This is a genomic window from Chryseobacterium sp. Mn2064 (assembly GCF_049319685.1).
Taxonomy (GTDB): domain Bacteria; phylum Bacteroidota; class Bacteroidia; order Flavobacteriales; family Weeksellaceae; genus Chryseobacterium.
Window position 1 is genome coordinate 556228 of the sequence record NZ_JBMOUE010000002.1, and the last position, 19103, is coordinate 575330.

General features: G+C 34.4%; 14 protein-coding genes. 9 read left to right on the plus strand and 5 right to left on the minus strand.

Annotated features, from left to right (window positions below; translation table 11 throughout):
* Positions 1-143: 143 nt before the first annotated feature.
* From ACL9RH_RS09665 to ACL9RH_RS09680, 4 genes are all read right to left on the minus strand, one after another.
* On the minus strand, positions 144-662 hold the full coding sequence (locus tag ACL9RH_RS09665) for a DUF2911 domain-containing protein (protein WP_422693150.1): 519 nt from the start codon (positions 660-662) through the stop codon (positions 144-146).
* 35 nt (positions 663-697) lie between these two features.
* The gene (locus tag ACL9RH_RS09670) at positions 698-2389 is read right to left on the minus strand and encodes a sodium:solute symporter family transporter (protein WP_422693151.1); all 1692 of its coding nucleotides are present in this window, start codon (positions 2387-2389) and stop codon (positions 698-700) included.
* A gap of 100 nt (positions 2390-2489) precedes the next feature.
* Positions 2490-4994 (minus strand): PIG-L family deacetylase, encoded by a 2505-nt coding sequence (locus ACL9RH_RS09675; protein ID WP_422693152.1) that lies wholly within the window; start codon positions 4992-4994, stop codon positions 2490-2492.
* 197 nt (positions 4995-5191) lie between these two features.
* Entirely contained in the window at positions 5192-5863 is a 672-nt protein-coding gene (locus tag ACL9RH_RS09680) for a hypothetical protein (RefSeq protein ID WP_422693153.1), read from the minus strand.
* Positions 5864-6100: 237 nt separating this feature from the next.
* Here ACL9RH_RS09680 and ACL9RH_RS09685 point away from each other — a divergent pair, with 237 nt between their 5' ends.
* Complete coding sequence (locus ACL9RH_RS09685) at positions 6101-7237, plus strand: helix-turn-helix domain-containing protein (protein ID WP_422693154.1); 1137 nt, start codon at positions 6101-6103, stop codon at positions 7235-7237.
* Positions 7238-7339: 102 nt separating this feature from the next.
* On the plus strand, positions 7340-8764 hold the full coding sequence (locus tag ACL9RH_RS09690; RefSeq protein WP_422693155.1) for a serine hydrolase: 1425 nt from the start codon (positions 7340-7342) through the stop codon (positions 8762-8764).
* Positions 8765-8880: 116 nt separating this feature from the next.
* On the opposite strand, the gene ACL9RH_RS09695 is transcribed toward ACL9RH_RS09690, so the two are convergent.
* On the minus strand, positions 8881-9966 hold the full coding sequence (locus ACL9RH_RS09695) for an alpha/beta fold hydrolase (protein ID WP_422693156.1): 1086 nt from the start codon (positions 9964-9966) through the stop codon (positions 8881-8883).
* A gap of 486 nt (positions 9967-10452) precedes the next feature.
* Here ACL9RH_RS09695 and ACL9RH_RS09700 point away from each other — a divergent pair, with 486 nt between their 5' ends.
* From ACL9RH_RS09700 to pgl, 7 genes are all read left to right on the plus strand, one after another.
* Positions 10453-11577 carry a helix-turn-helix domain-containing protein gene (locus ACL9RH_RS09700; protein WP_422693157.1) on the plus strand — a complete coding sequence of 375 codons (1125 nt, stop codon included), beginning with the start codon at positions 10453-10455 and terminating at the stop codon, positions 11575-11577.
* A 228-nt stretch (positions 11578-11805) separates the two neighbouring features.
* Entirely contained in the window at positions 11806-12669 is an 864-nt protein-coding gene (locus tag ACL9RH_RS09705) for an alpha/beta fold hydrolase (RefSeq protein WP_422693158.1), read from the plus strand.
* A gap of 119 nt (positions 12670-12788) precedes the next feature.
* On the plus strand, positions 12789-13835 hold the full coding sequence (locus ACL9RH_RS09710; RefSeq protein WP_422693159.1) for a serine hydrolase domain-containing protein: 1047 nt from the start codon (positions 12789-12791) through the stop codon (positions 13833-13835).
* 489 nt (positions 13836-14324) lie between these two features.
* Entirely contained in the window at positions 14325-15023 is a 699-nt protein-coding gene (locus tag ACL9RH_RS09715) for a hypothetical protein (protein WP_422693160.1), read from the plus strand.
* A gap of 384 nt (positions 15024-15407) precedes the next feature.
* Positions 15408-16826, plus strand: a complete 1419-nt coding sequence (gene gndA / locus ACL9RH_RS09720) for an NADP-dependent phosphogluconate dehydrogenase (RefSeq protein WP_422693161.1) — start codon at positions 15408-15410, stop codon at positions 16824-16826.
* A gap of 9 nt (positions 16827-16835) precedes the next feature.
* Entirely contained in the window at positions 16836-18317 is a 1482-nt protein-coding gene (zwf, locus tag ACL9RH_RS09725; protein ID WP_422693162.1) for a glucose-6-phosphate dehydrogenase, read from the plus strand.
* A gap of 21 nt (positions 18318-18338) precedes the next feature.
* A complete protein-coding gene (pgl, locus tag ACL9RH_RS09730) occupies positions 18339-19049 on the plus strand; it encodes a 6-phosphogluconolactonase (RefSeq protein WP_422693163.1) in 711 nt (236 codons plus the stop codon).
* Positions 19050-19103: the final 54 nt, after the last annotated feature.

Consider the following 19103-nt stretch of genomic DNA (forward strand, 5'->3'; position numbering starts at 1 on the left):
AAGCCAGCTATACTTTTTTCCTTCAGTTGTATTATTCTGCACTAAATAAGCATCCGTTACTGACTGTTATTAAAGGTATAATATCAAAGAATTAAAAACAAAAAATCCCGTATTAACGGGATTTTTATTTCTTATATTCAAATTTATTTGATTTCTACAGGAACTGAGATTTTATCCCAATCCATTGTGAAGCCATTACTGTTTATTTTATATACTAAAGCTTCCTGTGTTGCCGGTAAAGCCTTTGTTTTTACATCAACACGTAAAGCATCTTTTGCTTCCTCGTATTTGTAGGCACCCCATTGTTTTGGCTCTTTGTTAAAAATTGCAGTCCAGGTTCCACTTTCTTTAGGAATTAAGAAAAAGCTGTATTTCCCTGCAGCCAATTTTTTACCCTGAACGGTAATATCTTTATCCGTCGTGAAAGTAGTTGCTTCATTAGCTCCCGCACGCCACACTTTATTATAAGCTTCCAGACCGCCCCAGATTGTGCGACCTTTAACAGAAGGACTACTATAAGCGATTGTAATGGTTGCATCTTTAATTTTACCTGTCGCCGTAGCCGGAGGGCTAGCCGGTTTTTTAGCTTCTTGTGCAAAAGCATTCACTGAAAGCATCGTTGCAGCGAAAAGTACGGTAGCAGATTTAATCATTGTTTTCATACTATTTTTATTTATTTGTTTTTGTTATTACTCGTTTACGAATTTACGGCTTTCGACTTATAAAACAGCAAACCAATTGCTGAAAATATAATAACTGCTGCTGCACCAACCACATTAAGCCAAAGGAAAGAAACAATATCGAACTGATAAATGGCGATTACCACAATTTCTGATAAAATGGCAGCAATAAATACATTAGGGCCGTTAACTTTTTTATAGTAAAATGCAACCAGAAAAATCCCCAATATAGGGCCATAGAAAAGAGAGCCTAATACATTCACCGCTTCAATAAGAGAACCCATTTGAGTGGCAAACATCGCTACGCCAATTGAAAAAATTCCCCAAGCCAAAGTGTGAAGACGGCTGTACTTTAATTCGGTGGCATCATCATGAATCTCTTTTTTAAATATCAAATGAACATCTTTTAATGAGCAAGCAGCAAGGGAATTTAGCGCTGCTGAAATGGAACCCCAGCTAGCCAGGAAGATGACCGCAAACAGTAAACCGATCATCCCAACAGGTAAAGTATTTTTTACGAAATACAGGAAAATATAGTTCGTATCTGTTTTTTCTGCATTGTAGTTTGATTTATTGATTGCTTCCTCTACCCTTCCGTGCAGTTCCTTTACTTGAGTCTGTGTGTTTTTAAAATCCTGAATCGTTTTTGTGAGTTGAGGAGAATCAGTTTCTTTCAGTTTTAAAATTTCTTTTGATTCTGTAGTAAATTTTAGTTGCAAATCTTGATGTTCTTTTTCAAAAATCGCAGCCTGTTCAGGTTGCTTTTCCTTTAAATTCTGATAAGAACGTTCGTTAAAATAAATCGGAGCCGGTTTTAGAGAAAAGAAAGCGAAAAGCAAAGCACCGATCAAAAGAATTGCAAACTGCATCGGAATTTTCACCAAACCGTTCAACAGCAATCCCATTTTTGCATTGGTATTGTCTTTTGCCGTAATATACCTCCCGACCTGACTCTGATCCGTACCGAAATAAGACAATGCCAGAAAAAAACCTCCAATCAACCCACTCCAGATATTATATTTGTCTTTCCAATCGAATTCTGTGGTAATGACATTGAGTTTTCCTGATTTCCCCGCCAGATACAGCGCATCATTAAAACCAACACCATTCGGCATATTTTGAACAAGCAGATAGCCTGCAAAAGCCATGGTTCCCAGAATAATAAGAAACTGTAATTTTTGAGTGTGAGCAATCGCTTTTGCTCCACCAACATAGGTATAAATCAACAGAATACCACCCGTCAAAACATTGGTTAAATAAATATTCCAATTTAAAACGCTTGATAAAATAATACTCGGAGCATAAATACTTATTCCCGTTGACAATCCTCTGGAAAAAAGAAAAAGCAGAGAAGTAAGCACCCTAGTTTTCTTATCAAAACGGTTTTCTAAATATTCATAGGCAGTATAAACGTTTAAGCGCTGAAAAATCGGGATGAAAGTAATGCAGATCACAATCATCGCCAAAGGCAAACCGAAATAATACTGAACGAAACGCATGCCGTCTGTATAAGCCTGTCCCGGTGCTGAAAGAAAAGTAATGGCGCTGGCTTGTGTAGCCATAATCCCTATCAACACAATGTACCAAGGCATTTTGTTATCTGCTTTCAGGTAGGATTCGTTGCTTTTTTGGCCACGACCAATGAATACGCCGTATACCACCACTGCAACAAGTGTAACAATGAGAACTGTCCAATCTATATTACTCATGCCCAGAATTTAGTAAACCAATAATAAAATACGATCTGTGATACTAATGCAACTGCTAATAGTATGTACCAAATATTCCAGTTTTTAAGTTGCTTGTTCATCAGTTTTTCTGTGCAGATAAAAAGTTAAAAAATAATCGCGCTGCCCCAACATTTCCCGCAGGTAACTGTCTGAAAAATGCTAATGGGGTGTAAATAAAATTTCCCTTCCCGTATTTGGCATATAAAGTTGATCCCTTCAATGGCTCTTCATCTGTATCATGCATTTCAAAAAGCGGTTCATAGGCAGCATCCCATTGAGCAGGAAAATAGGCTCCACGTTCCTGTACCCAACCTTTAAAATCATTCGCAGTAATTTTGTTCGGGAAATTGAGCAATTTATGATTAGGATTTAAAAAAGTAACGTCTGCATTTTCTTCGGTAACACGCTTGTTGGCAATACTGAAATTATACATTCCCAATTGATCAACGGTTGTATCCTGGTTGGTGTTATACTGCATCACCAGATTGCCTCCGGTTTTCACATAAGACCATAGGAAAGGCATCCATCGGCCCAGTTTTTTCTCTGTATTGTTTGCACGGACACCCAATATGATAGCATCATATTGCACCAGCTTGTTTTGGTTACCATTTTCGCCTGATTGCTCCAAGTTGCCATAAAAATCTTCATCTTTCAAAACATCTACCTGAACACCTGCAATGCGTAGGAAATCAGGGATGAAATCACCCGCACCTTGTATGTAACCCACTTTTTTAACCTTTGCCTGAATATCACCTTTCATTACGGTTACAGCCGCCGGTGTAAAATACTGTAAAGATGGTAAATGTGGATACTGAATTAGTATTTGCTTTTTATTGTAAGTAACTCCATCTGCAACAAAATTGGCATCCAATTGCAAACGATCTGAATTAATTGTGGCAAGCTTCGTTTTTGGAATAATGTAATCTACAGTAAAATCTCTTCCATTGAGAGCATTTAAATCAGTGCTACCTATTCGTTCTCCGTTATACATCAGGTTTAATTTACCATTACTGAACTGTTTATTGGAATTAGCCTTAATATTTAAACTCAAACGTAAATCTTCATTTTCTTTGATCACATAAAGCGGTTGTGTAAATTTCAGTTCTAATGCAGGAACAATACGCAAAGCTTCAACCACATCGCCACGCACCGGATCTAATTTCTTGAAAGATAAAGGAAGTCTCACCTGAAACTTTTCTGAACCGATTTTTAAACCAAGCAAAACATTCAATGGTGATTCTGCCTCAGGTAAGCCGATCAAAGTATCATTTGGAACCGAGAAAGTCGCCGCGTTCTCAGCAGGTTTTGCCAACCAATAAGGCTCTGTAAGTGCCGCATCTGAAGGAATCTGAATATCATGCTGAATGGTAATTAAAGAATCTTTTGTTAATTTTCTGTTGAACCCTTCTCGCTTGCTTAACCATTGTACATCTTCTAAAACAACAGGATCTGCTGCTCTTGAAATCAAATTTAATCTGAAATTATAATGATCTCCAGCAACCGCTTCAGCCTGATTGGTAACTACCTCACCCATAAAACCGGCACAGCTTAAAATAATGTTATCAAGAGATTTAATTTTATCCTTTTTCAGGTCTGCGTCTTTTAAAGCCATCACTTTTTTTCGTAAAGCAAGCAAAGCAGGTAAGCTAAAGTCGGGATTATTAAAATTGAAAGTGTAAATAATTTTATCTAATGATTGGTCAATGTCTGCGTTTCCTTGTGAGGTCCAGGTTTTAGCTACTCCATCAAAAAGTGATGTTTTGGCTGGCTCCCCAATAACGTGGGAAAAATATTCAGTTCTTATCCCTGCTACAGATTGTGTTCCTGCGCCCTGACTTTTATGTAAGCTTCTGCTCAATCCTGCCAATTCACCATAGCCCATTCCCAGTTGCGCATCATACTGCCCAACGGAAACTTTCAATTGATTTTCAGCGGTTGTATTGACTGCACCAAATCGGAAAGTATTCCATAATACACGTTTTGGCTGCCATACATTAACATATTTCAGTTGTTCAGGGAAAGCCGTTTTATCGCCTGCCAGCTTAAAAGCTTTTTCTGCCACTACAGCTGAAGCCGCATGTTGTCCGTGGCCAGCCGCAGCAGTAGGAGGAAAACGGCAAATGATAACATCTGGGCGGAATTTACGGATTACCCAAACCACATCCGCTGTAATATTGTCCGCATTCCATTGTTTAAAAGTATCGGTTGTATTTTTAGAAAACCCGAAATCAATCGCACGGGTAAAAAACTGTTGGGCACCATCTAATTTTCTTGCTTCTAAAAGCTCATGCGTTCTGATTAAACCTAATGCAGCGCCTTGTTCTGTGCCTAATAAATTCTGACCACCATCCCCTCTGGTTAAAGACAGATAGCCCGTTTCTACATTTTGGTCGTTGATTAACCATGAGAGTAATCCCGTATTTTCATCATCAGGATGAGCCGCAAGGTATAAAACTTTAGGCAGCTTTTTAAGGGTTTTGATTTCTCGGTAAATTTCAGATGACTTGGAGGGTCGGACCTGTTGGGCCGAACAAAAAACTGTATACAATCCAAGGATAAATACAGTGCTTACTTTTTTGAACATTTAATTTTACTTTGCAGAGCAAATATAAGTAAATCGTTTTTCTTTCAACCATAAAAGAATCACACTCTGAATTTCACAAAAAAGCGGTTTAAACTTTTTTATTAAAACACAAAAGGCGCAAAAGTTTTTATTTTTTTAATATCCTTTGTTACTTTTGTGGCAAGTTTTAAACAGATTTTCAACGAAAATAAAACTCCTTACGTTTTTCTACTTATATTTTGCGTAAGATAGATATAATTAAACATACAAAACGTGGCTACAGCCCCGAAAGTATGCCATAAAAAGTGTGTCCCGAAACTCAGCCAGTCCAATTTATCAATGATGCGGCAAGTAAGTGCCAAAACAAACGACAATAAAGCAAAACCAACCCATTTGCCAGCTTTCCATTTTGTATAAATTAAATAACTTAATACCGAAAAAAGTACAAACGACGCCATAATAGCATAATTGACGTTGATAAAGAGAGAAGGATTATTGATCAGAATCCAATTTCTTAAAGCGAACATAAGGATCAGATATACAAGAAGTATTACAACTGCATAGTACCATCTGGTGCTCTGAGCTACAAAATAAAATCCGGCAGATAAGCAGAGCAGCATGATAGGCAGCCAATCCATCATGATGAATACCGGCCATTGTCTGAATGAATGGTAAACACTTCCCCCAATGGCTCCCACATATAATAAAATTAAGCAGTACGTTAAAAAAGGATATTTTTTGAAGTTCCCCTTCATTTTAATCGTCCAAAAAATGGCCAAAGCTAAAAATAATATAGCTGTTATAGCATTTAATGGCTCAGGGAACAACTGAGTCATATCTGTTTCTTTATATAACATGCCTCCGTCCGGAGGTATTAGGTTTATTGGCATTGTCTTTTTTTATCTTATTGATTAGGTGTGTTTCAGAATATAAAATACAAACAAGCCATTTTCTAAATGTTCGTAAAATATGTCTCTAATATATTTCTAAATATAGATAAAATTATGATACTATATCACCAGATGTACGCAATCCTGTTTTATAAAAATGTTAACATTTGGATAAAATTATCTATACTTTTTCAAGCTTTCCTATTTAAATATTAAATTGCGCCTACTTTAAAAACCATGGACAAATACAGTTTTTTGGAGATAGCCTCACTTATAGGAATATTTTTGGTGCTGTTCCTTGCCTTGTTTCTTCTTACTGTTAAAACAAAATATAAACTCGGAAATCGCCTTCTCGCTTTCTTTCTTTTTACCAATGCTGTAGATGCGTTGAAATTTTTGATGCGTGAGTTCCCTGTTAATTTCATCAATCTTGAGGCATTTCGTTGGAGTATTAATTATTTGGTTCCGGCTTCATTTTATCTCTATGTATTGTCTATTTGTTTTTCCAACTTTCGATTAAAACCGAAACATTTATGGCACACCATTCCGTTTATTGCGTTCAATTTGTATATGACGTATGGAATTTACTTTGAAGATAGAGCTTCGAAAGTGAGTTTCATCAATGCGATGAATCAAACGTTTATCATGCAGTTTTTTTATTTCCTTTTCGAATTTTTGTTTCAGATTTATTTTATTGCTTCATTTTTGGTGATCAGAAAATCGAAAACCGTTTATCTCGAAAATTATACAAATCCCAATATCTCTATACTTCAGGCACTTTATAAAATAACTATTTTATATTATGTCTTACATTTTATCGTCCTTATACGATGGCTGGTTACCTTTATCTTTGGCTGGGGAGAAATCAGAACATGGATTGTAACCCTGGACGGATTTGCATTTCTATTTTGTACCTGCTGGTATTTATTCACGGCATTAAACAATCCTGAGTTTTTCAGAGGAGTGAATTCTGAGCTGAAACCTATTACAGAAATCGCTCCGAAACAAAAAATGAACCCTTTAATTGCTGACGAAAAAAAGAAGGAAATAGAATTCTTAAAAGATTTTATGGCCGAAAAAGAACCTTATCTGGATTCTTCCTTAACTATTCAGGATTTGGCAGAACAGTTAAAAATTCCCGTTAAAGATTTATCAACTTTGATCAACTTGTATATGGATAAACATTTTTTCGATTTCGTGAATGAATACCGAATTGAAAAAGCCATGCAAATCCTGAAAGATCCTTCCCAAAAAGAACTGACGGTTTTAGAAATCTTATACCAAGTTGGTTTTAATTCAAAATCTTCGTTTAATACTTCTTTTAAAAAATATACCGGAAAAACTCCAACTGATTTTAGAAAACAAGCTTTGTAAAATCCAATTATTAGCTAGAAATGAGTTCGATTTTTTTTAATCGGTCGTATTCTGAGTGTTTTTGAAGCATATTTGCCGCAAAATGTAAACAAAAAAACATTTATGAGAATATTTAATATAACAATAAATATCGGCTGCTTTTTATTTTTACTGATCGTGGTAAGTTGTGGAACCCAAAATCTGAAAACAGGAAAAAGTCCTACTTATGTTGGTAAAATTGATTCGCTGATGACAAAGTCCTATGAAAGAGGTTTATTCAACGGAAACGTCCTTGTCGTTAAAAACAACATGATTGTTTACAAAAAATCATCCGGTTTTACAGACGAAACACAACAAATTCCTTTAACCGATCGATCAATATTTAACCCTGGCTCTATTGCAAAAGAATTCAATGCGGTTTCTATCATGATATTAGTGGAACGTGGACTCCTCAATCTTGACGATCCAATCTCTAAATTTGATTTGGGATTGCCAAAATGGTCGGAAAAAGTGACCGTTAGACATCTTATTAACTATGCCAGCGGTATTCCTAAAATCGAAAACAAACTAATCGTCCCGAAAAATGATGTAGAGGCCTGGAAAATATTGAGAAAAAATGATCCGTTGTTGTTTGAGCCCGGAACCGGCTATATGTACGACAATAGCAATGTTTTTTTGCAAAGAAGAATCATTGAAAAGTTAACCGGAGTGTCATTTCAAGAATTTGTCACTAAAAATATACTTAAACCATTGAAAATGAACAATTCGGCATTTGATCCAAAATCAGACTTTAAAAACCGGACCTCTTGTTATGATATGGATCTTATTCGATGCCCGGAACTGGAATTTATCAGTGGATGGCTTTGGGTAGACATCAATGATTTGTATAAATGGATTGAAGCAATGAATTCTAATCGTTTAATCTCCAAGGAGTCCTTTCAAACGTTGTTACATAATCCCTACGCAAAAGACCAAGGCGGGTCACTTGGCACCTACTTTGAAAAAGATGAACTGCAAAGACACAATGGAGTATCTTATAAATTTGAATCCATTTTTTTAAACGATATTAACAATGATATCACGATTATTCTATTGTCTAATAATCTGAATAAAGTTTGGGATCTAGGGCATATTATTCACAACTTAATGTTAGGAAAAGCATACGAAATTCCAAAAAAATCTATTTATCAAGCAATAAGAAAAGAATCACTCAGCGATGTAAATAAAGGTATTGAAAAATACTATTTACTCAAAAAAAATTCTGAGCAAGAATACAACTTTGGAAACCCAAGTGAATTGAATACATTAGGATATGAATTATTAAGAAGTGGAAATGTAGATTCAGCTGTTAAAATTTTCATCCTTAATGTTTCTGTGTTTCCTGAATCAGCCAACGCTTATGACAGTCTTGGTGAAGCTTATTTCAATAAAAAAGAATATCAGTTAGCAATAGATCATTATCAGAAATCATTAGAACTAGACCCTGCCAATAACAATGCAAAGGAAATGATTTTGAAAATTAACCAACTTTCGTCTGCCAGGAAATAAATTATGCTTTTAAAAATCTTTAATTTTAATTCTTTGGAGAGCTTTCATCTTATTATCTGAATAATAGACATTAAGAATATCTGGAAGAAACAAAAACTAAAGTAGTCATAAAATTATCATTTGATCAGCTTGTTATTCAATAAAAATGTTTTAATGTCATTAATCACTTCACTTGGACGTTCATCTTTTACTCCATGCCAGGTATTTTCATACACTTTATGAACAATAAAAGGCTGGTGTTCCCCTGTAAGTTTATCATTCTCTTTTTTAAAATCAAACCAGTCATTTTTACTGACAGGATCTAAAATAAGCAAAGGTTTATTCAGATTACGGTAAATAATTCTAGGATCCAACTGGTGTGTTGAAGCTCCGAAAGTAGTTTTAGAGGTAAAGGGAGTGTAAATAATGGCAATGTTTTCTTCTGCAGAATTTTCACCAGTAAGCTCTTCTGCACCAGGATTTATTTCATATTTTCCGTTCAATGTTTTCTTTATACGGGCATAAGAAGTAAAAATTTCTTTTTTTAGTTTTTCATTATCTTTCCCTTTTATTCCCCAGTTGTTATACATCAACCAATACGCATCAAAATCGTTATCAAAAACCATCGCTTTTTTGTTGGCGTAATATTGTTTGGTCTCTTCAATGTCTTTGCCAATGTTAGCAACCTTTGTCTGAAAATCCCAGGCCACAGAACCGCCATCTTCCAAAATAAGGGCCTGAACCATTTCCGGATAAACATTATAAAATGCAGAACTTATAGTTCCTCCTCTTGACCAACCTCCAATAATTGCTTCTTTGATTTTCATTTTATCCAACAGAAATTTGATATCATCTGCAACGTGATAAATTGAAAGATTTTTTGTTGGGATTGGGGTAAATCCGTGCCCGTAGTAATCAATGGCAATGATATGCAAATTCATTTTCACCAACTCATCTATGATTTCATATAATTCATAACCATTACTATATGTTCCATGAATCCAGACAAGTGTGGGATTTTTTTTATTTCCCCATTCCAAATAATGCATTTTTACATTATTGGTTTGAATATAATTTCCATGTTGTTTTTCGTATTTCTCAAATTCGGATTTTAAATTTTGGAATAAATTCTTTTGCTTTATGGAATCTGCAGAAGTATTTGTTTGGGCTTTTGCCGATAAATACATCATAAAAGAAAGTAATAGAATGATAATTTTTTTCATAATTTACATGTTTTCACTGTGTTTTAGCTTTTAGTTTTATAATGGTCACTTTCCATCCCATAAATAATATCTGTTATACAATCAATTACCTATGTTTCAAAGTAGAAATATAGTGAATTTACCAAGTATTATAATACTGATTTTATTGTTCGTTTTATTTTTTATTTAAAGCTTGTGTAAATTTCAAGCATTCATTACTCATCAAATCATTATTATATCATCGAGTAAATATATTAACGCAAAGTCTATGAATTATTCCTATTTATTATAAGGAGCAAAGCAATGCGACTTTGTTGCTGACGAAGCGATATGCTTATCTATACGTTTCAACAAAAGAATATTCAAGGAATACGATTTAAATATAAATTCGAAACAACAACTAATAAAAATTGAAGAGCTTTTGATGATACAATACAACATTTAAAAAATCCTAACCAGTAATCCTATTTTTTTATGACTTAAATACTATTTTTACAAAAAGATTACATGGATAAATTAAGTTTTCTGGAAGTCATTGCAGCGATTGCCGTTTTTGTATCGATACTGCTTGCCGTTTTTTTGTTAACCGTAAAAACAGAAAGAAAACTGGAAAACAGATTATTTGCCGCTTTCCTTATCATCAATTCTATTGATATCAGCGGGCTTTTCATGCACCTTTTTGTGGATAGTTATAATCTAAAAGCTTTCAAAATATCTGCTTATTTATTGGTAATGCCTCTTTTCTATCTATACGTGAACGCTGCTTGTTATAACGATTTCAACTTAAAAAGAAAGCATTTACTGCATCTGATTCCTTTTATCCTTGCCAATTTAATCTTGGTTCCAAGGCTTTATCTCGCAGAAGGCGCCGCTAAAGAAGTGTTTTTTAAAACCATGTGGCATTCTCCTGAAATGTTTTTTTATCAGATAATCGGGGAACTGCAGTATTTCTTTTATATCATTGCCGTATTCCTCATCCTTATAAAATATAAGAAGGTTTATCTTGAGAATTATACCAATTCAAACACTCTGTTATACAAATGGTTATCTCAGCTTACCCTGATTTTCTTAATCATCCATGTATGTATTATTGTAAAAAACATCGTAAGATATACGCAAGACAGGGATCTATTTATCTGGTTGAATATTGTTGCCGGAACGGTATTTTTACTCTCTGCGTGCTGGTTTATATTAAAGGCTTTAAATTATCCTGAGCTTTTTCGAAGAATTGATTCCACCTTACAACCCACAAAAGATTTTGCTGAAACGCTGGCAACCGAAGATAAATTTGACGAAGCAAAAAATGTTCAAATCGAGCAACTTAGAAATTACATGGTTGAAAAAGAGCCTTTCTTGGATCCATCATTAACGATTCAGGAATTAGCTGATCAGGTGGAAATTCCTGTTCGTGAGCTGTCTGTATTGATTAACCATCACATCAATCAGCATTTTTTTGATTTCGTAAATGAATACCGTGTTAAAAAAGCAATGACCATTTTGAAAGATCCCACAAAAAAAGAAGTGACCGTTCTGGAAATACTCTATGAAGTAGGTTTCAATTCAAAATCTTCTTTTCATACCTATTTTAAGAAATATACGAACCAAACACCAACAGTTTTCAGAAGTAATTAATAATCAACTAATTGTAAATAATCAAACTTTGAATTGTAAATAATCGGACTCATTTTAATCTATAAAATGAGTCCGACTTTTTTATATGGACTTTTCTCAAAACTTTCTATAGCATATTTGCAGTAACCTATAAAGTCAAATAAAAACTTAGAAATCATGAAAAAAGTAAGTCTTTTTATCCTAACTCTATTATCTGTATTTTGCTTAGCACAATTACATCCCATAAAAATGGACACCCTTCTAACCGTAGAAATTGGAGGAATAAAACAGGCCATAGAAATTAAAACTGATGATGTGAATAAACCTATGCTCCTGTTTTTATCAGGCGGCCCCGGAAGTTCAATGATGAAAAATGCAGATTCTTTTACCCATATTTTAAAAAATAAATTCACAATTGTCCAATGGGATCAGAGAGATGCAGGAAAGACACTGGCATTAAATCCCTCTCCTGTTCAACCGTCAGTAGAACTTATGGGAAAAGATACATATGAAGTTATCAACTTTCTGCTTAAGACATTGAAACAGAAAAAACTCTACTTATTAGGCAGCTCTTGGGGAAATGCTTTAGGCTTTTACATTGTTAGGAATCATCCCGAATTATTACATGCTTATTACGCTGTTAACCCTGTAATCAGCCAACTAGCGAGTGAGAAAGAATTGCTTGCAACATTAAAAACCTATTTTAAAGACAATCCTACCGCCATTCAAGAGTTGTCACAAGTAAATTTTCCCTTCACCCATGATGAAGACCTATTTTATTTAAGAAAATGGCTTTTTTACAAAGACGGTAAAGAATATGTAACCACTGATGATTTTAAAAAAGGATTTCTTCAATGGTCGAAAACCTGGTCACCTGCTTGGAACGAGGTAATGAAAATTGATTTGCCAAAAACTTTAAAGAAAGTCAATTGCCCGATTTATTTTATGGTTGGTAAAAATGATATTCAGACATTAACTTCCATTACAAAAGACTATTATACACAAGTGAAAGCACCCAAGAAAGATTTATTCTTATTTGAAAATTCGGGACATCAAATCCACAAAGATGAATCTGAAAAATTCCAAAGAACAATTGTTGGAACAGTAGATTAATATCCCTCCATTAAATCTCAGGAAAAGTGAAAATCAACTAGCCTTTTCCGCTATACTATCCAATTTTGCTATACAATGTTGAATAACTTACAAAAAAAATCAAACTCTGCATTACAACCATGAAATACTTAACCATTATCTTATTTTTTGCTCTATTTGGGTGTAAAAGTGTACAGAAAATCAATAAAAAAAACATTGAAACTGCGATTACAAAAAATGCTGTTCAGTTGTTAAAGGATAAAAGATTTCATTCTGTTTCCATTGCAGTACTTAAAGACGGAGAATCTATCATAAAACATTTTGGAGAGTTAACCATTGGAAAAGGAAACAAGCCCAACGATTCTATCCTTTATGAATTAGCTTCTGTCACCAAAACCTTTACGGGCTATGTAGCGGCTAAAGCTGTACTTGATCAAAAACTCAATTTGGATGACGACATAAGAATCTATCTTAACGAGCCTTATCCCAATTTAGAGTTTAAAGGTGAGCCTATAAGAATCAGACATCTCATCACTCATACAAGTGGTTTTCCCAATTTTCCCATAAAAAGCGAAAATAAAGAGGCTTTTTTTGAAGGATTAAAACTCATCAACATTGAAACGAAACCTGGAGAATACTATTCTTATTCCAATACAGCACCTGAACTGACAGCCTATATCCTTGAAAAAGTGTATCAAAAATCTTATGAGCAATTGGTTCTTGAATTCATTTTAAAGCCCAATACAATGAACCAAACGAAGTTTACGCTCAGTGAAAATGATAAAACAAGGCTGGTAAAAGGATACAACGATAAAAACGAGCTAATGCCCAATTTCAATAGAACGTTATGGGGAGGAATTTCAGGGCTCCACTCTACGACTACGGATTTAGTGAAATATATGAAATTACAGCTTGACCAATCAAATCCTGTTGTCAAAGAATCTCATAAAAAACTATATAAAGAAGGTTCTGATTTTTGGGAAGGTTATCATTGGTACATCATAGAAAATGATAATCGATTAATGTACAGACATCATGGAGGTATATACGGAATGCAGAATTGGTTTGTCATTTATCCTAAACAAAATATAGGAATATCTATTTTGACCAACACCAGCTTTAACGAAACAGGGGAAATTTTAGAAAAAGTAGTTGAAAATTTATATAAAGACCTACTTATAAATTAAAAAAATAAAATATAAAAATCGATTTAAATGTAAGAAATCAATAAAGGTCAACTTTAATACATAAAAGCATTTGAAAACACGTTCATCTTGGTCACAAAATGCTTCTCAAAAAAACATGATATTCCGATTATATTATAGAAATTCATATGAAAATATAATTCTATTAATTTAAATAAATAACTCTAAATAAAATATAAAAAAAATACACTTACGTAGATGATTACTCATAATAAAAACATACTACTCAACAATTACTCAAATTCATAAACAAATGATATTCAAATGGTTAAAATCCAAATTTCACTATACAACACATGCAACACAGAATATTCAAACATAATTACATTTTTTTATCTATATTATTTCAATAATACATTATATAAGCCAATAATAAACTTAAATTAAAGAACATCTCAACAAAGTCACCAATGTTAGAATTATTTATTTAAATAGCTTTGCTATACTTAATCATAAATATTTTAACAAATAATGAAAAAAACTTACTTATTTATCAGCTGTATGTTGATTTCCGGTTATGCAAACTCTCAGGTCGGAATTAACACACAAAATCCAGAAAAGACACTTGACGTAAATGGTGAAGTCAAGATAAGAACAATCAATGAGGTGAATACCATGACCAGCTCCGATAAAATCCTAGTTGTAAATGATACTCAAGGAGTTGTAAACAAGATCGCTCTTAATACTCTGAAAACTGTAAATACAACGATGTATGCTGCAGAAAAAAACTCTGCCTTAAAACTTTTAAACTTAGGCCTGTCATTTGGTACGTGGAAAACTATAGACTTTATAAATTCAGATAAGACAATAGGAAGTTCCAGCCTATTGAGTGACACTGATCATTCCTATACAGTACCATCAACAGGAACTTATGCTGTTGGTTTTTATTTCAGATATGGAACAGGAATACAACTGTCGATTCTAAACCTATCTTCGTCAGTTGGAATTCTAAAAAAAACAACTAGTGGCTATTCAATACTGGATTCCAGAGAGTTTCTTGGAGTGAATCTGAGTGTAGGCAATATAAACATCTGCGAGTCATCAATCAATTCTATATATAATTTACAGGCCGGAGATAAGTTATATTTTGGAGTTGACAACGGAGGAGTTACACTAAGTCTACTCACCTCAAGTCGATCTTATTTTTACATTTATAAAATTTCAGATTAATTTTGACACAAATGATAAAGCCAAGCATTAGCTTGGCTTTATCTATATATGAATGTCCAATTTCCCAAATTAATAGTATTCAATCTGTTTACACTTCTATCTACAGGATTTCGGATTATAACTTCAAACAAATTTGTATTCCAATAAATTAACGAACAGATAACATTGTATTGTATAGATTTATCTTGTACAAACATTTGAATAAATGCCTTTTAAAAAGTTCATGATTTAAAAACATTTATTTAACATAAGATTAATCTACCTTCACCATTATAGATTTTTGGTTGATGATAACTAATGTAACGATTGAAAGAAAATTTTGTATAATTTTTTTACTGATATCCATTTCCGTAAATTTGACCATAAAATAAATCTTAAGTAAGAATGGAAAAGTATAATTACGGGGTCATCGGTCTCGGAGTAATGGGTAGAAATCTGCTTTATAACATCGCTGATAACGGTTTCTCTACAGTAGGGTTCGATTTGGATGAGGAAAAAGTAAGAGAACTTCATGATGGAGCAACCTCCGGAACATCAGTTAAAGGAACAGCTTCTCTGGAAGATTTTGTATCAGCTTTGGAGAGTCCAAGAAAAATTATTTTGATGGTTCCTGCAGGAAAGCCTGTTGATGCTGTTCTTGAAAACATTACACCACTTCTCAGCGAAAAAGATATTGTAGTTGATGCAGGAAATTCTTATTTTAAAGATACTGACAGACGTATTGCTGATTTAGCTTCAAAAAATATCCATTTTATGGGAATGGGTGTTTCAGGTGGTGAGCAAGGGGCAAGAAGAGGGCCAAGTATCATGCCTGGTGGAGATCTGGAAGCCTTCAATCAATTAAAACCGATGTTGGAATTAATTTCAGCAAAAGTTAACGGCGAGCCTTGTACTGCTTATATGGGCAAAGGCGCTGCAGGAAACTATGTAAAAATGGTTCATAATGGTATTGAATATGCCATCATGCAGTCAATTAGTGAGACTTACGACTTGTTGAGAAAAGGCGCTAATCTGGACAACGATCAGCTTTATGAGGTTTTCAAAAAGTGGAATGAAGGCGAAATGAATTCTTTCCTTATAGAAATCACCAGAGATATTTTCCAGCAAAAAGATGATTTGTCAGACGGTTTTCTTGTTGACAAAATTTTAGACAAAGCCGGGGCAAAAGGAACCGGAAAATGGACTTCCGAGCAGGCAATGGAAATTGGTGTTTCTATTCCGACGATTGATCTTGCTGTAACTTCAAGAATTTTATCCGCTTATAAAGATGAGAGAGTAAAAGCTTCTCAATTATATACTAAAGAAGAAATAGCAAAACCGGAAAACACAGAGCTATTCATCAAAGAAGTAGGTGATGCGCTGTATCTTACGACATTAATCAGCTATGCTCAAGGTTTGGCATTATTAGTAAAAGCTTCTGAAGAATATCAGTTTGAAATTCCATTAAAAGATGTTGTTAAAATCTGGAGAGGAGGCTGTATCATCCGTTCTGTTTTATTAGAAAAATTCTATTCAGCCTATTCTAAAGATCAGAATTTAACTAATATCTTATTGGATCAGGGCATTTCAGAAATCGTAAAAGAGAAAATTTCGGCATTAAGAAAAACTGTTGCTTTTGCAGCCTCAAACGGAATCCCAACCTTAGGAATTCAGTCTGCTTTAGGATATTTTGAAGCCTATACCACAGAATCTTTACCGATCAATCTGCTTCAGGCACAACGAGACTATTTTGGTGCACACACTTACCAAAGAAACGACAGAGAAGGAGTTTTTCACACTTCATGGCAAAATTTAAATAACTAAATTCGGAAAATGAGCGACAATACAATCCTGCACCCAACCACAATTGTTATTTTTGGTGCAACGGGAGATTTGGCAAAAAGAAAGCTTTTTCCTGCGTTTTACAACTTATATATTGATGGCAGAATGCCAAAAGGCTTTAATATTTTAGCTTTAGGAAGATCCGAAAATACGGATGAAAACTTCCGAGCTTATATTAAAGAAAACCTGGAAAACTTTTCAAGAAAGAGCATCACTCCACAAGGCTGGGCCGGTTTCCAGGCACACATCAGTTATTTTCAGCATCAGTTGGATGATGAAAGTTCTTATCAAAGCTTATACGAAAAACTGGAAAACTTTGATAAAGTATATGGAATGAGAGGGCACAGACTCTTCTACCTTTCCATTGCTCCGAATTTCGTATCGGTAATCTCCAATCATATTAAGAATACATCCATCGCTTCTGATCCGGCAAAAGACCGAATCATTATCGAAAAACCTTTTGGTCACAACAAAGAATCTGCTATAGAACTGAACAACCTGCTTTCGCAAACTTTTCAGGAAGAGCAGATTTACCGTATAGACCATTATTTAGGAAAAGAAACCGTTCAGAATATTTTAGCATTCAGATTCGGGAATTCTATTTTTGAACCTTTATGGAACCACAGACATATAGAATCTGTTCAGATTACCGTTGCTGAAGAAGTAGGTGTAGAGACAAGAGCAAGTTTTTATGAGCAGACAGGGGCTTTACGTGATATGATTCAGAATCACCTGTTACAAATTCTTTGTATGGTTGCTATGGAACCACCAGTTTCGCTGGAATCCGGAGAGATCAGAGATCGTAAAGTTGATGTTTTAAAATCAATCCGTAGAATTTCACCGGACAAAGTAGATCATTATGCTGTTCGCGGCCAGTATGGAAGAGGGAAAGTAAATGGAGTAAAAGTAAACGGATATCGTCAGGAAGAAGGAATTCCTGCAGATTCCAACACCGAAACATTTGCTGCCATCAAGTTTTATCTGGATAACGAAAGATGGGAAAACGTTCCTTTCTACGTTCGTACAGGGAAGAAAATGAAAGAGAAACATTCTTACATTACCGTTCAGTTTAAACCCCTTCCCCATTCTACATTCTCGGAAAGTTCTTCGCTTTTATCAGCTAACAGACTTGTTATCAATATACAACCACAAATGGATATTAGATTACAGTTTATGTCTAAAAAACCTGGACTTTCGTTAGAATTGAAACCGGTAGAAATGATCTTTGATAATTTTGCCTGCCAGACAGATACTCCCGAAGCTTATGAAACCCTTTTATTAGAAGCACTTGTAGGTGATCTTACATTGTTTATGCGTTCAGATCAGGTAGAAGAAGCCTGGGATGTTGTAAAAACAATTCAGGAGACCTGGGAAGGAACCAAAGATCCTTCTTTCCCAAATTACGAAGCTGGAAGCTGGGGACCTGATGACAGTGATGCACTGGTTGAAAGACAGGGGCACAAGTGGGTTTAAAATTTAACTAAGAAATATAAAATGGATATTACAATATTTAATACTCTGGATACCTTATATAAAAAAGCCGCAGATACATTTGTTGAGCTTTCTGAAAAATCGATCCAAAAGCACGGAAAATTTACCGTTGCTTTAAGCGGAGGTTCTTCTCCAAAAGTTATTTTCAGTTTATTGGCAACTCCGGAATATGCAGGTAAAATAGATTGGAGCAAGGTCTATTTTTTCTGGGTAGACGAAAGATGGGTTTCTCTTGACGATGAAAAGAGTAATTTTAAAATGACTTTACATACTCTTTTAGACAAAGTCCCAGTGAATAAAGATCAGGTTTTCCCGATGTATAAAGACGGAATTGAGCCAGAAGAATATGCCAAAGAATATGAAGCACATATCAGAAATGTATTAGGTGACCAGGGTGTTTTCGATTTTATCCTTTTAGGAATGGGCGATGACGGTCATACCGCTTCGTTATTTCCAGGAGAAGCCGTTCTGCATGAAAAAGAAAAATGGGTAGCTGCTTATTATTTGAAACCTCAGGAGATGTTCAGAATTACTTTAACAGAACCTATCATCAATAAAGCGGAGAATATTTTGATTATCACATTCGGAACATCTAAAAAACATGCTCTGAATGAAGTTTTAAACGGAGAATACAATCCGGAACTATATCCACTTCAGCTTATAGAGAAAAAAGAAGGAGTTCAGGTTTTCACTGACGAAGAGGCAGGCGCTTAATCTTTACCAATTCCTACAGTGATATACTTCAATGTCTAAAATACAGTCATTAAT